Origin of the sequence: Kitasatospora sp. NPDC001539 (assembly GCF_040298565.1) — a bacterium.
In the GTDB taxonomy this organism is placed as follows: Bacteria; Actinomycetota; Actinomycetes; order Streptomycetales; family Streptomycetaceae; genus Kitasatospora.
The window spans coordinates 1-13,222 of record NZ_JBEPAK010000197.1; the positions used below are offsets into that span (position 1 = coordinate 1).

At 74.1% G+C, this 13,222-nt stretch carries 9 protein-coding genes; 3 read left to right on the plus strand and 6 right to left on the minus strand.

Translation table 11 applies throughout. The features are described 5' to 3' along the window. Positions 1–154: 154 nt before the first annotated feature. The 3 genes from ABT247_RS25275 to ABT247_RS25285 are packed head-to-tail and all read right to left on the minus strand — an operon-like array spanning position 155 to position 4,877. Positions 155–967, minus strand: coding sequence for a biotin/lipoyl-containing protein (locus ABT247_RS25275; RefSeq protein WP_350746200.1), 813 nt, complete (start codon positions 965–967; stop codon positions 155–157). Next, positions 964–2,580, minus strand: coding sequence for a SagB family peptide dehydrogenase (locus ABT247_RS25280; protein ID WP_350746203.1), 1,617 nt, complete (start codon positions 2,578–2,580; stop codon positions 964–966). Before ABT247_RS25280 ends, ABT247_RS25275 begins: the two co-directional genes overlap by 4 nt. A 20-nt stretch (positions 2,581–2,600) precedes the next feature. Beyond that, entirely contained in the window at positions 2,601–4,877 is a 2,277-nt protein-coding gene (locus tag ABT247_RS25285; RefSeq protein ID WP_350746206.1) for a TOMM precursor leader peptide-binding protein, read from the minus strand. A gap of 241 nt (positions 4,878–5,118) precedes the next feature. Here ABT247_RS25285 and ABT247_RS25290 point away from each other — a divergent pair, with 241 nt between their 5' ends. Next, on the plus strand, positions 5,119–7,641 hold the full coding sequence (locus tag ABT247_RS25290) for an AAA family ATPase (RefSeq protein ID WP_350746209.1): 2,523 nt from the start codon (positions 5,119–5,121) through the stop codon (positions 7,639–7,641). Between the two features lie 127 nt (positions 7,642–7,768). Here the strand turns inward: ABT247_RS25290 and ABT247_RS25295 are convergent, their stop codons facing one another. The 3 genes from ABT247_RS25295 to ABT247_RS25305 all read right to left on the minus strand — a co-directional run bounded on the left by ABT247_RS25295 (position 7,769) and on the right by ABT247_RS25305 (position 9,810). Next, complete coding sequence (locus tag ABT247_RS25295; protein WP_350746212.1) at positions 7,769–8,476, minus strand: VOC family protein; 708 nt, start codon at positions 8,474–8,476, stop codon at positions 7,769–7,771. After that, positions 8,410–9,279, minus strand: coding sequence for a hypothetical protein (locus ABT247_RS25300; RefSeq protein WP_350746214.1), 870 nt, complete (start codon positions 9,277–9,279; stop codon positions 8,410–8,412). Before ABT247_RS25300 ends, ABT247_RS25295 begins: the two co-directional genes overlap by 67 nt. A 294-nt stretch (positions 9,280–9,573) precedes the next feature. After that, entirely contained in the window at positions 9,574–9,810 is a 237-nt protein-coding gene (locus ABT247_RS25305) for a hypothetical protein (protein ID WP_350746217.1), read from the minus strand. Positions 9,811–10,172: 362 nt separating this feature from the next. Here ABT247_RS25305 and ABT247_RS25310 point away from each other — a divergent pair, with 362 nt between their 5' ends. Then, positions 10,173–11,159, plus strand: a complete 987-nt coding sequence (locus ABT247_RS25310) for a helix-turn-helix transcriptional regulator (protein WP_350746220.1) — start codon at positions 10,173–10,175, stop codon at positions 11,157–11,159. A gap of 343 nt (positions 11,160–11,502) precedes the next feature. Beyond that, positions 11,503–13,194 carry an LCP family protein gene (locus ABT247_RS25315; protein WP_350746223.1) on the plus strand — a complete coding sequence of 564 codons (1,692 nt, stop codon included), beginning with the start codon at positions 11,503–11,505 and terminating at the stop codon, positions 13,192–13,194. Positions 13,195–13,222: the final 28 nt, after the last annotated feature.

Here is a 13,222-nt window from a genome sequence, read left to right on the forward strand (position 1 = left end):
GCCTGATCGCCCACGGCGTCTGGAACGGAGCGAGCGCCGTCGCGCTGACCCTCGGCCCGCTGATCGCCGCCACGCGTCTGGGTCTCGGCCGGTCCGGGTTCCGGAGCGGTCGCCCGGGCGGTCTCCGGGATCGTGGCTGTCATCGGAGCCCCCCTCAGCGGCCGAGGATCAGGTTGAACGGCGTCTGCTTGCCCACGTTGATCGTGGCGGTGACGGCGACCTGGGTGCCGAGCGGGTTCGGCGGCCCGCTCTGCGAGGTCCAGGAGTAGCCGGTCGGGGTGTTCGGGTCGGGCGTCAGCTCGACGACGACCAGCCGGGGCGCCTCCTTGCCGAGGAAGCGCTGGGCGGCGAGCTCGCCGCCCACGAGGCCGGAGACGGCCTCCTTGGTGAGCGCGTACGGGCTGACCGAGCTGACGGTGCCGCGCAGCAGGCCGAAGGCGCCGGCCGGGGTGGTGGAGACGTTGAGGTCCACCTGGTCGCCCGGCTCGAGCCCGACGGTGCGGGTGGCGGGCACGAAGACCATCGCGACCACGCCCTCCTGGGGGTCGTCGATCCGCTCGACCGACACCACCGGCGAGCCGGGGGAGACCACCTGGCCGTCGGTGACCGACAGGCCGACCACCCGCCCGCCGAACGGGCTGGTGATCTCCCGGCTGCGGCCCTCGGCGTCCTCCACCCGGGCCACCGACTGGCCCTGCTTGACCTGGTCGGAGGGCTTGGCGAGCACGGTGCGCACCATGCCGCCGTACGGGCTCTGGATCATCGCGGTGCCGTGCGGGCGGGTGAGCAGCCCGGGGGCGTCCACGGTGATCGGGATGTTCCCGGCGAAGGTCCACAGCAGCGCCGCCGCCATGGTGATCATCACGACGAACAGGGCGATCCAACCCCGCGGCGCGGCGAGCAGGGTGGGCGAGTCGAGCTCGTCCGGCTCGCGCATCCGCTGCAGGGCCTTGAAACGGAACTTCATCGTCTGGCTTCTCTCCGTGGGACGCCGACGTCCTGGCGCAGCGTCGGGGGCCGGCTGCCGACGACCAGCTCGCCGACGCTGCCCTCGGTGAAGTAGTCGAGGCCGCTGGCCGCGGCGAAGTCGGCCGCGTCGCCGCCGCCGAGGCCGCAGACCGCGAGGTCCATGGCCGTGCCGACCAGGTAGAGGGTCTGGTAGAGGGCGCCGACGTGCTTGAGGATCAGCGGGTAGGCGACCGTCTCGTACTTCCACATCACCCGGCCGAAGCGCGCGGTGACCAGCAGCACCACCTGGGGGTCGCTCGGCATCAGGCTGGACTCGCGGGCGTTCTTCACGAGTTGGGCGGTCGCCGCGCTGGGCGCGCTGACCAGCTCCAGTTCGTGCCGGTCGGTCGCGTAGTGCCACAGGCCCGGCTCCAGCCCGGCGCAGGAGGTCACCAGCGGGTACACCTCCAGCTCGTGCACCGCGCCGCCGCTCGGGTACGGCCGGTCGGCCAGCTCCTGGCCGTCGCCGCCGGTGAAGGTCTGCCGCCGGCGCATGCTGCGGTAGAGCAGCTCGCCGAGCTGCTCCAGCGTGATCGGCGCCTGCTCGTCGTGGTCGCGCACCGAGCGGCGCTGCTCCAGCACCTCGGTGAACGGCCGGTCGGTGCGGGCGAGCTCGTCGAGGTCCGGGACGGGCAGGGCGACCTTCTCGCCCGGGAAGGGCGCCGGTGAGGCCGGCTCCGGGGCGAAGCGGTCGCCGAACCGGTAGGTGCCGCCGTACCCGGCGACGGAGGTCGGCCGGCGGGTGCGGGAGTGGAACGCGAGGTCGGCGGCCTGCCACTGGGCGAAGCGCTGCTCCTCGGCCTCCGGCTCCGCGCCGGGCGCGCCGTACGCCAGCAGCCCGGCCGCGGCGAACAGCCGCAGGGTCTGCCGGACGGCGTCCAGCGGCAGGCCGCCGGGCAGTTGGGCGAGCGCGGCGGGGCTGGTCCAGCCGGCCAGCGCGGCCAGCAGACCGGCCGCCCGGGTGGTCAGCTGGACGGCCAGCGGGCTGCCGGGGGCGCGCACCAGCAGCGCGCCGTCCTCGACCGCGGCGGAGGCGAAGCGGGACAGCTTCACCTGCCCGGTCGGGTCCGGGGTGGGCCCCGGCTCGGCGGCTCCCCGGCCGATCGGCCGCAGCCGGGCCAGCGGCTCGTCCGCGGTGCCGGTCACCAGGTGGACGGAGTGCTCCAGCAGCCCGGCCGTCCCGAGCCGGCGCCGGGTCAGCTGCCAGCGCAGCAGGCCGGCGTCGCCGTCCCGGGCCGCGACCAGGGCGGCCAGCTCCTCCTCGGTCTGCTCCCCGGCGGCCAGCGCGGCGACGGCCTCCAGGGCACCGGGCGCGAGGTCGGGCAGGTTCAGCGCGCCGACCGGCGCGGTCAGCCGGACGGCCTTGGGGCCGAGCGGGGCGAACGCGCCGTCCGGGCGCAGCCGCAGCCGGCGCACCGTACGGGCGGCCGCGGCCAGATGGATGCCGTCGGGGCCGGTGGTCGCGGTGGGCCCCGCGGCTCCGGCGGTTCCGGCGGTTCCGGCGGCTACGACGCTCCCGGCGCTCGCGGTGGCCCCGGCGGTTCCGGTGGTCTCGGTGGTCTCGGTGGTCATGGCGTCAGTACCCGGCCGTTCTAGAAGAAGACGTTCTTCGGGTTGAGCTGCTCCTCGGTGTGCGGAGCGGCCAGCCGGCCCATGCGCACCGGCACGTCGTACAGCCGGCCGGGGGCCAGCCGGCGCCAGAAGTGGCGCATGCCGGGGGCGATCACCTTGACCACGGCGAGGTCGAGGTCGGGGCGGCTCTGGTCGAGCACGATCACCTCGACGCCGGCCCGGGCGGCGCGCTCGACGCAGTCCCGGACGTGCCCGGCCAGGTCGTCACCGGTGAGCGGCGCGAAGTCGGCCAGGGTGCTGGCGGGCTGCGCGCGGTCGGGCAGCAGCCAGGGCTCCCCGGCGACCGTCGCCGTCCGGCACCACTCCAGGGTCTCCAGGTCGTCGGTGCGGTAGAGGGTGTTGCCGTCCTCGTCGCGGCGGTCCACGAACGGCAGGAACTGGTTGACCTCGGTCAGCGCGCGGATCGCGGCGATCTTCGGGTCCGGGTGGGCGCCGAAGCCGACCATGATGTCCTCGACCTCGTGCTTGCGCCGGGACACCGCGGCGAACACCGGCACGCCGAGGTCGGAGGTGAGGTCCAGCACCCACAGCTCGCGGTCCACCGAGGCGTAGAAGGCGCGCATGGTGTCCACGTACGGGTCGTTCAGCGAGTCGAGGTCGAACTCGGGCTGGGCGAGCCGGTTGTACCACCACAGGGCGACCGCGTCGCGCTCGATGACCTCGCAGAAGCCCTGGAGGATCGCCTCCTCCAGGGTGTTGCCGCTGGCGCAGCCGTTGGAGTCGCCGACGCAGTAGAAGTGCTGCTGGAGGTCCGGGTGGCCGTACCACGCGTAGCCGGAGGGGACGAGCCGCTCCTCGTCGTGGGTGAGCGACCAGGCGCGCGACCAGTCCAGCTCGGCGTCGACCGGGAACGGGTCGGGCACCAGGTGCAGCCGGTGCTTGGGGTCGGCGTTCCACTCGGCGCGGCCGGCGAACTGGGCCTCGGAGAACTGCAGCAGGGTGTCCATGTGGACGGCGACGGCCGGGTCGAGGTCGCGGTAGGCGGCGCGGACGACGGGCTCCTCGCCGCGCCAGACCGCCGAGTAGCGCTCGATGGCCTCGCAGATCGCGCTGACCTTGGCCTGGATCTCGGAGCGGCCCTTGCCGCCGCTCTGGCCGCGCATGTTGCGGCGCAGCAGGTCCATGTTGTCGTTGACCATGGCGAAGTTGTGGCCGGCGGTGAAGCTGTAGGTGATGCCGTTGCCGGTGTCCTCGTGCGCGCCGAGGCGGGTGATCGCGCCCAGGTGGGGGCTGATGTGGTGCTTCAGCCGGTCGTAGGTGACCTGCGGAGCCTGGACGCGGTAGCCGCCGTCGGTGGTGTGCCGGGCGGGGCTGGGCTGGAGCACGACCTTGGGGCTGCGCTCGGTGAGCAGCGCCGGGTCGCCGCAGCTGGGGCACTGGGGCTGGCGGACCAGGGTGTGCTCGGTGGTCTGCAGGGTGTTGAGGTCGAGGGTGACCATCGTGCCGGACAGCGCGGAGCAGCAGCCGTCGGCCAGGATGCGGGCGGTCTCGGTGGCCAGCAGCTGGGCGGCCATCGCCGGGCCGGCCGGGATCGCGGCGCGCATCGGGTGCAGCGGCACGGTCTCGCCGCGCTTGCCGGCCAGGTAGCGCTCGACCTGCCGGTTGCCGCTGATCCGCTGGGCGAGGCAGGTCCAGCAGCCGGTCTCGCCGGGGCGCAGCAGCGGGCCGAGCCAGGGGGAGGTGCCGGTGGGCTTGGCGAGCAGCCAGGGGCGGCCGTCGGCCAGCCGGGCGGTGTTCAGCCGCTCCAGGGCGGGGGCCAGGTAGTCGTCGGTCAGCGCGATCACCAGGGTGTCCGGACCGGCGGCGACCGCCGCGTCCTCGGTGACGGCGCGGGCCCGCAGGCCGGTGCCGGCCAGCGCGTCGACCAGCGGGGCGGCCTCGGCGGCGCCGAGGGCCAGCACCAGCAGCTCGGTGGCCCGGGCGGCTTCGAGGGCGACGGCCGGGTCGACGCCCTGGGCGTCCCAGTAGGCGAGCACGTGGTCGGGCAGGTCGGGCCGGCCCTCGGCGAGGTGCCCGGCCGCCTCGTAGCGGCGCAGCGCGGTCAGCGCCTGGCCGAGCGGGACCTCGGTGGCCAGCTCCTGGAGGATCTCGGCGACGGTGCGCCGTCCGTCCAGGTAGGGCAGGAGGCGCACCGCGGCGGCTCCCGGGACGAGGTAGTCCTGCCCCTCTCCGAGCAGGAAGACCTTTTCTCCCACCGTCTCGGTGAGGAAATGGGCCTTGAGCCGCGGACGCTCCATAAGTCATCCCCCTGGGTTCACAAGTTCGTTGCGAATATTCGAACACGGCGTCAAAAGAGATGTACATACTGCATATTCGGCAACGCGGCGGAGTTACGCATCGCGCGGAATTACGTATTCCGGGCCGCCGGTACGTAGGGCCGTACGTATTTGCCCCGAGCGTTGACACGCGGGTCGGGAGGGCGATACTTGTGTGTCCGCGGGAAGGTGTCGACGGGGGGTTGCGGTGCCGACTGGAGTTTTGCTGCACCGGGAAACGGAGCTGGCCGAGCTGGCCCGGGCGGTGGCCGGCGCGGCGGCCGGGCGGGCCGCGGTCGTGCTGGTCAGGGGCTCGCGGGGGATCGGGAAGAGCGCGCTGCTGCGGGCCGCGCTGGCGCGAATACCGGGCGAGGCGGTGGTGCTGCGGGCCCGATGTCACGACAACGAGCGGGACTTTCCGTACGGTGTGGTGCGTCAGCTCTTCGACCCCTTCATGCGCATGACAAACGGCCGGGCGGCCACCGCGCAATTCCCCGGCGAATCGCCCGGCGAATTCCTCGCGGAAGCCCTCCCGGCGGACACCGAAAACGCCGGGAACGGGCGCGAGCGGATCCTGAACAGCCTTTTCCACGCGGCCCGTTCACTCACCTCCCGGACCCCGGTGGTGATGGCCGTGGACGATCTCCACCTGGCCGACGAGGAGTCCCGCCAGTGGTTCTCCTACCTCGCCCGCCGCCTCGACGGCCTGCCCGTCCTCCTGCTCGCCACCACCGCCGACGAGGCCGAGGACCCGCTGGCCGCCGAACTCGGCGCCCTCGGCCACGCCCGCACCCTCACCCCCGGCCCGCTCTGCGACAGCTGCGTGGCCGAACGGGTCGCCGAGGAGTTCGACGCACCGGTCGACCCTGAGCTGGCCGCCGTCTGCCACAACCTCTCCCGCGGCAACCCGCTGGTGCTGGAGGAACTGACCGCCCGCCTGGTCGCCGCCCGGGTCTCGGCCGGCTCCCCCGACCTCGCCACCGTGCTGCGGATCGGCGCCGGCACCCTCGCCGACACCACCCTCAGCTGGCTGCGGCGCAGCCACCCCGGGGCCGCCGAACTGCTCACCGCCCTCGCCGTGCTCGGCGCCGACGCCGACCTTGCCACCGCCGCCCTGCTCACCGGCCAGGGCGAACTGCTCGCCGACGACGCGCGCGAGGCGCTGCGCCGCACCGACCTGATCGAACCCGGCCCGCCCGAGACCTTCCGGCACGAGCTGGTCCGCACCGCCGTCCTCGCCCGCACCGACCCGCGCGTCCTGGTCGCCCTGCACGAGCGGGCCGCCGCCCTGCTGGTGCGGCTGGGCGCCCCGGCCGCCCGCACCGCCGAACACCTGATGTCCTCCGGCACCACCGGCCTGGACTGGGCCGTCCCGGTGCTGCGCACCGCCGCCCGGGAGGCCGCCGCCGACGGCCACTGGGACGACGCCGCCCGCTACCTGCAGCGCGCCCTCGCCGACGCTTCCGACCCCGCGCTGGTCCGCTCGCTCACCGGGCAGCTCGGCGCCGTCGAGCTCCACCGCGACGTGGCCGCCGCCGCCCGCTGCGCCGCCGGACTCGCCGAGTCCGCCGACCCGCTCGAACGGGCCCGGCTGCTGCGGCCGTTCGCCGGCCCGGTGCTCGCCCTCGACGCGGCCGGCGCCGCCGCCGTTCCCTTCGCGGAGGCCGCCGGGGCCCTCGCGGCCGCCCCCGAACCCCCCGCCGACCTGCTGCTGCCGCTCGCCGCACAGACCCTGCTGACCGGCCGGCGCACCGCCCTGCGGCCCGCGCTCGCCGCGCTGCGCCGCCACCCCGCGGAACCCGCCGCACCCGCCATGCTCGGCGCGCTGGCCGCTTCGGCCGCCGCCGGGGGCCTGCCCCGCGCGGCGGTACGGCTGGCGGCGCGCTGCGTGCGCCGGGTCTCGCCCGCCGAAGCCGGGCCGGAGGTGCTCGGCGCCGCGATGGCCTACGCCTGGACCGGACGGCTGGACGAGGCGGCCGCCTGGGCGGCCCGCGCCGTCCGCTCCGCCCAGCGCTGGAACCACCGCGGCGAACTCGCCCTCGCCCTGCTGGCCCGCTCCGACATCGCCCACCGCCAGGGCCGGCTGGACGCCGCGCTCGCCGACGCCGAGCTGGCCGCCGAACTGGCCCGGCAGGTCCGGGCGGAGGAACTGGCGGCTGCCGCCAAGGCGCTGGTGGTGCGGGCCCGGCTGCGCCGCGGCCTGCCGGTGGAGGCCGCCGGACCGGCGGTCGCCGAGCTGGCCGCGGTCGACCTGCCCGCCGAGGCCCACCCGCTGCTGCGCGCGGTGGTGCTGGAGGCCCGAGGCCTGGTCGCCGCCCATCGCGGCGACCACCAGCAGGCGTTGCGGCTCTTCCTGGAGTGCGGGCACCAGCTGGCCGCCCGGGGCGTCGCCAACCCGGCCTGCGTGCCCTGGCGCGCCCACGCGGCGCAGGCCTACCAGGCGCTCGGCGAGCACGCCGCCGCCCGGACCATCGCCGCCGACCCGCTGCCCGGCGGCGACGCCCGGCCGCGCCCGGCCGAGGAACGCAGCGGGCCGGCCATCGGCACCCGGGACGCCGGGCCGGTCCGGCTGACCCCGAGCGAGCGCCGGGTCACCGAACTGGTGCTGCAGGGCCTGAGCAACCTGGAGGTCGCCGAACGGCTGTGCCTCAGCAAGCGCACCGTGGACACCCACCTGGGCCGGATCTACCGCAAGCTGGCGATCAAGGGCAGGCCCGAACTCGGCGCCGCCGTCAAGGCCCTGTGACCGGCGGCGGCTGTGCGGGCAGCGCGCCGGACCCTGCGACCGGCGGCGGCCACGCGGGCAGCGCGCCGGTCCCTGCGACCCGCGGCGGCTGTGCGGGCAGCGCGCCGGACCCTGCGACCCGCGGCGGCTACGCGGGCAGCACGCCGAACTCCGCGCCCCACGGGTCGCGCAGCACCGGTGGCTGCTCCCGGCCCGGCCGGACCAGCCGGGCGCCCAGCTCCACCGCCCGGCGCACGGCGTCCACCGGGTCGGCAGCGCCGAAGGCCGGCAGCCAGAGCGGACGGCCCTGGTCGCTCACCACGACCCGGGCGTGGGCGACGCCGTCCAGCTCGAACCCCCCGTCCGGGGCGAGCCGGTAGCCGAACATGGCGCCGTAGAAGGACTCGGCGCGCGAGGCGTCCGGCACCCGCAGCTCGTGGCCGCAGATCGCGCCCGGCTCGTCGGCCAGCACCACCCCCTCGGCCCGGCGGCCCTCCCAGAAGCCGACCGTGACCTCCGACGGGTCGACGGCGAGGAACAGCCGGCCGTTGTCCCCGGCGGGCACCGGCGGCATCACCACGCGGCCGCCCAGCCGGCCGACCTGCGCACAGCTGTCGTCCGCGTCCTTGGTCGCCAGGTAGACGTTCCAGGAGGCCTGCGGCGGCAGCCCCGCCGGGGCGGCGCCGAAGCCGCCGATGACCTCCCCGCGCAGCACCGCCAGCTGGTAGTCCGGTGACTCGGTGACGAACTCCCAGCCGAGCAGCGCCGAGTAGAACTCCCGGCTGCCGCTCAGATCGGGAGTGATGCAGTCAGCCCAGCACGGTGCGCCGATGGCATAGCGGGTACGTCGAGGCACGACTCGTCCTTCTCCTTGGTCATTGCGTGATCGATCAGACCCGCCGCCTCCTCCGCCCCGCTCACGCCGGGCAGGTAGAGGCAGTGGGTCGGCGCCCCGGAGAGCAGCCCGGCGGACCCGGCCGGCCAGGTCTGGGCAGTGAACTCCCATCGTGCCAGCCGGACTTCCTCGTCGGCACTGCGACACAGCCGGACCAGCGCGGGCGGGGCGAGCCGAGCGCGCACCGGCACCGTCGGGCCGAGGCACTCCGGACGCACCTGCAGCACCTCGCCACCGACCGGCGAGGTGACGGTGCGCCACATCCCGTCCGGCAGACCGGTACCGCGCAGCCGGGCGGCGGCCGGGCCGCGCGCCTCCAGCGGCGCGAGGTAGGGCAGTGCGTGCCCGGTGCGGCGGTCCAGGACCAGCAGCCGTCCGGAGACGAACTCCCAGGAGCGCTGGGCCAGTGCGGCGCCCACGTTGGCCTGTTCCGCGTACGGACCGCCGACCAGCGCGACGGTGGCGCCGCCCTTCGCCAGCACCACCGCCCGGGCCAGGCAGAACCGGTCCTGCAGGGCCGCGAACGGCGGCACCGCCGGGGGCACGTTGCCCCAGCCCCGAAAGGCCCGGCGCAGCAATGGCGTGCCGTCGCTGCGCCGCACCAGGAAATCGGCGGGCGCGTCCCTTCCGGGGGTGCACGAGAATTCCACCCGCAGGTGGTCGGGGTCCCGGGAAATCCCGGTGAGGTGCGGCCCGAATTGGAACGAGATCTCGTCGCGGTCGGCCTGGACGAGGGCGATCTCGATGCCGAAGAAGTCCAGCACAATCGGCTCGATAACCGGCACTGTCGCTCCTGACAGGTTTGTTGCACATTCAAATTGTGAGGGCGGCCCGCAGTTCCCTCCGGCCGTAGCCGCCCGGGTGGGGCGGCCCGGCCGGGAGGTCCCCGTCACGGCCCGTCGCGGCCCGTCCGGCACCGCCGGAAGCGGGCCGAGGAGGGGCCGGGAACGGGGCCGGGAACGGACTGCGGTCGCCGGTGCCTCCGTCACCGGCCGGCCGGACTGCCCGGCGGCCGGCCGTGGTGAGGAGACGTCAGATGCCGTCGCGGCGGGCGGAGGTCAGCCCCAGCGCCAGTCGGCCGGGGCGGCCGCCCCGGTCAGCATGAGCAGCTGCGACTCGCGGATCTGGCTGGAGAGGCTGCCGGCGAAGTGGTGCACCGCACCGGGGACCGAGACGGTGGCGCCGGCGGCGGGCGCGGAGCCCGCCGCAGCGTGCGCGGACCCGGCCAGGACGCCGCAGGCGACGGCCAGCGCGGCCGCGGCGGTACAGGCGAACTTACGGCAGGAAAGCAGCATGACATCCCCCAGGACATGTGTTTCGGAAGCGGGCGCCGGCCATTTCCACGACCTCGTCGGTCGACCGTCGGTGATGACGGTGCGTGGTCATCGGCGGGCCCGTCGGGGAAGCTCGCGGCTCCCCGACAACGGAAAGTCTGGAGGACGTCGAGGGGTATCGGAAGGTGTTCGGGGCGGCAGGAAGATCGCCGTGGCACCTTGGTGCCATTACCTTCCCTTGACCTCGTTTGCGGTGGGCCTCTCCGGGGACGGAAACGGAGCGTCACCGCGGTTGTCTCGACCATCCCGCCCTGGCATGATCGGGCCCGGACTTGTCCGCCGAAGTGCGGGAATCGGGACACGCTGCGGGGGGTGTTGCGCCGATGATGCGGGGGATCGACGACTCCGCGCAGGCGGTCTACCGGTTGATGCTGACGGACCATCAACTGCCTGCCGAGGGGCTGGCCGAGAAGCTCGGCCTGACCGAGCAGCAGGTCCGCGCGGCCCTCGACCAGCTCGCCGACCTCCGCCTGCTCCGCCCCTGCGAGGACGTCCCCGGCGAACCGCCCGGCGGCCTGCGGCCGGTCGACCCGAGGGTCGGACTGCCCGCCCTGCTGCGGTACTACGAATCGGTGCAACAACAGGCCCAGCTGGAATTCGAGCAGCGCCAGGCCGAGATCACCAGCATGCTCGCGCAGTTCCGCGACGAGTCGGCGAACGAGGACGCCAGGCTGGAACGGCTGATCGGCATGGCCACCGTGCAGGCGCGGATGGAGGAACTGGTCGGTTCCGTCCGCGAGGAACTCCTCACCTTCAGCCCCGGCGGCGCCCAGTCCGCCGCCTCCCTCCAGGCCAGCCGCCCCGACAACGAGGCGCTGCTCGCCCGGGGCGTGACCATGCGCACCGTCTACCTGGACTCGGTCCGCAAGGACCGGGCCACCGTCCAGCACGCCGAGTGGCTGACCGGCCTGGGCTGCGAGGTGCGCACGGTGCCCGCGCTGCCGCTGCGGATGCTGGTCATCGACCGGCGGGTCGCGCTGGTCCCGATCGACCCGGCGAACACCCTCAAGGGCGCGGTCCAGATCTCCTCCCCGGGCGTGCTCACCGCCCTGGTCTCCCTGTTCGAGCAGACCTGGTCCGACGCGACGCCCTTCGGAGCCCCGCGCGAGCGCGACGAGCAGGGCCTCACCCGCCAGGAACAGGAACTCCTCCGCCTCCTCGGTCAGGGCTACACCGACGAGGCGGCCGGGAAGCACCTCGGCCTCTCCCTGCGCACCGCCCGCCGCATGATGGCCGACCTGATGGACCGCCTCGGCGCCCGCAGCCGCTTCGAGGCCGGCCTGCTGGCCGGCCGCCGCGGCTGGTTGTAGCACCCGGTAGACCCGCGCACCCTCCGTGACGGCGGCCGCGCGCGGTGGACGCCCGGCCGTCCCGAGGCCCATCCGAATCGGACGGTTTCAGGCGTTATGTCGGGGAGGCGCCCTGCGCCCCCGGGGTCGTAGGTGTACCTGAGGACTGTGATCGCCTTTGCTCTCAATATGATCGGAAGCCACGATGGTCGGTCTCTACCGACTGTCGTACGTGCAACCCGGGAGAGGCCTCGTCCGTCTCTTCTGTGTGCGGTGCGCCAGATCGTCCGGGGCGTCGCTTCCGTCGGTGAAAGGTACGCGCATGTCAGGTCGGAGGGGCGAGAGCCCGGCTCGGGGCGAGGACGTGCCCACGACGGAAGACGCGTCGGGCACGGTCCCCGGGCCCCGCGGCGGCGGCCGGGCGGAGGCTCGCCGAGCCGCGCAGGGCAAGGGCGGCCGGGCGGACGCCCGGGCGGGCGCCACGACCGGCGGACGGGCGGCTGCGCGCAGGAACGCCAAGCCCAAGAAGAACGTGAAGAAGATCGTCGCCTGGTCGGCGGCCGGGGTGCTGGTGCTGATCGCGGGTGCCGGCGGCGCGATCTACTTCAAGCTGAACGCCAACATCAAGTCCTTCGACGCGGACGCGATCGCCACCGACCGCCCGCCGGAGTCCAAGGCCGACGCGGACGGCAACAAGCCGGTCAACCTGCTGCTGATCGGCTCCGACAGCCGGGGTGGCAACAACTCCGACCTCGGCGGTGGCGAGGACGGCGGCGCCCGCTCGGACACCACGATCCTGCTGCACGTCTACGCCGACCACAAGCACGCCGTGGGCATCTCGATCCCGCGCAACGCGGTGGTCCAGATACCGTCCTGCAAGCTGCCCAACGGCAAGTGGACCAAGGGCGGCAGCGACCTGTTCAACGCCGCCTTCTCGGTCGGCGGCACCGACAACGGCAACCCGGCCTGCACCCAGAACACGGTGGAGAAGCTCACCGGCATCCGGGTCGACCACACCATCGTGGTCGACTTCAACGGCTTCGCCGCGATGACCAAGGCCGTCAACGGCGTCGACGTCTGCCTGCCGAAGCCGATCTACGAGGGCGACATCAACCCCAACCTGAAGAAGAAGGGCGACCTCGTCCTCCCGCAGGGCAAGCAGACCGTGGACGGCCAGAAGGCGCTCGACTACGTGCGGCTGCGGCACGGCATCGGCGACGGCTCCGACATCGGCCGGATGAAGCGCCAGCAGGCCTTCATGAGTTCGCTCGCCACGAAGATGAAGAAGGACGGGCTGAACCCCACCAACCTGCTGCCGCTGGCCGACGCCGCGACCAAGTCGCTGACCGTGGACCCGGGGTTGGACTCCGCGGACAAGCTGCTCTCCTTCGGCCTGTCGCTCAAGAACATCGACATGCACGACCTCAAGTTCGTCACCGTGCCCTGGCGCTACCGCACCCAGGACGCCAACATCGACCTCGTCCAGCCGGATTCCAACAAGCTCTGGGAGACCCTCAAGGCCGACCAGACCATCGACGGCCAGAACGCCACCGGCCAGCAGCCCGACGCGCCCGCCAGCCCGAGCGCCGCGCCGTCGCAGGCCGCGCCCACCACTGCGGCCGCTCCGGCCGGGGACGCCGCCAACGCCGCGATCAAGGTGTCGGTCTACAACGGGACCACCACCAACGGCCTGGCCGGCAGGGGCACCGACCTGCTGAAGTCCGCCAAGTTCAGCGCCACCACCGCGGGCCAGGCGGCGAGCACCAAGTACAAGATCACCATGATCGAGTACGGATCCGGGCAGAAGGCGAACGCCGAGAAGATCGCCGCGCTGTTCCCGGGGGCCGAGCTGTCCTCCGGCAGCTCGCGCGGCATCTCGGTGATCGTCGGCCAGGACTTCGCGGCGACCACGGGGGCCGGCACGTCCTCCGGGACGCCCGCCACCACCCCGGGCGGCCAGACCCCGCCCCAGCCGCTGCCGACCACCGTCACCAACGACGCCCGCTCCGCGGACGACGACATCTGCGCGAACACCACCTACGGCAGCGGCGGCTGACCGCCGCCACCGGAGGACGGACAGCGAC

Excerpts from the sequence above, each read along its gene's own strand:
- ABT247_RS25310 (WP_350746220.1), top strand. The coding sequence starts at position 10,173 with ATGATGCGGGGGATCGACGACTCCGCGCAGGCGGTCTACCGGTTGATG.
- ABT247_RS25285 (WP_350746206.1), bottom strand. The coding sequence starts at position 4,877 with ATGGAGCGTCCGCGGCTCAAGGCCCATTTCCTCACCGAGACGGTGGGA.
- ABT247_RS25275 (WP_350746200.1), bottom strand. The coding sequence starts at position 967 with ATGAAGTTCCGTTTCAAGGCCCTGCAGCGGATGCGCGAGCCGGACGAG.
- ABT247_RS25305 (WP_350746217.1), bottom strand. The coding sequence starts at position 9,810 with ATGCTGCTTTCCTGCCGTAAGTTCGCCTGTACCGCCGCGGCCGCGCTG.
- ABT247_RS25280 (WP_350746203.1), bottom strand. The coding sequence starts at position 2,580 with ATGACCACCGAGACCACCGAGACCACCGGAACCGCCGGGGCCACCGCG.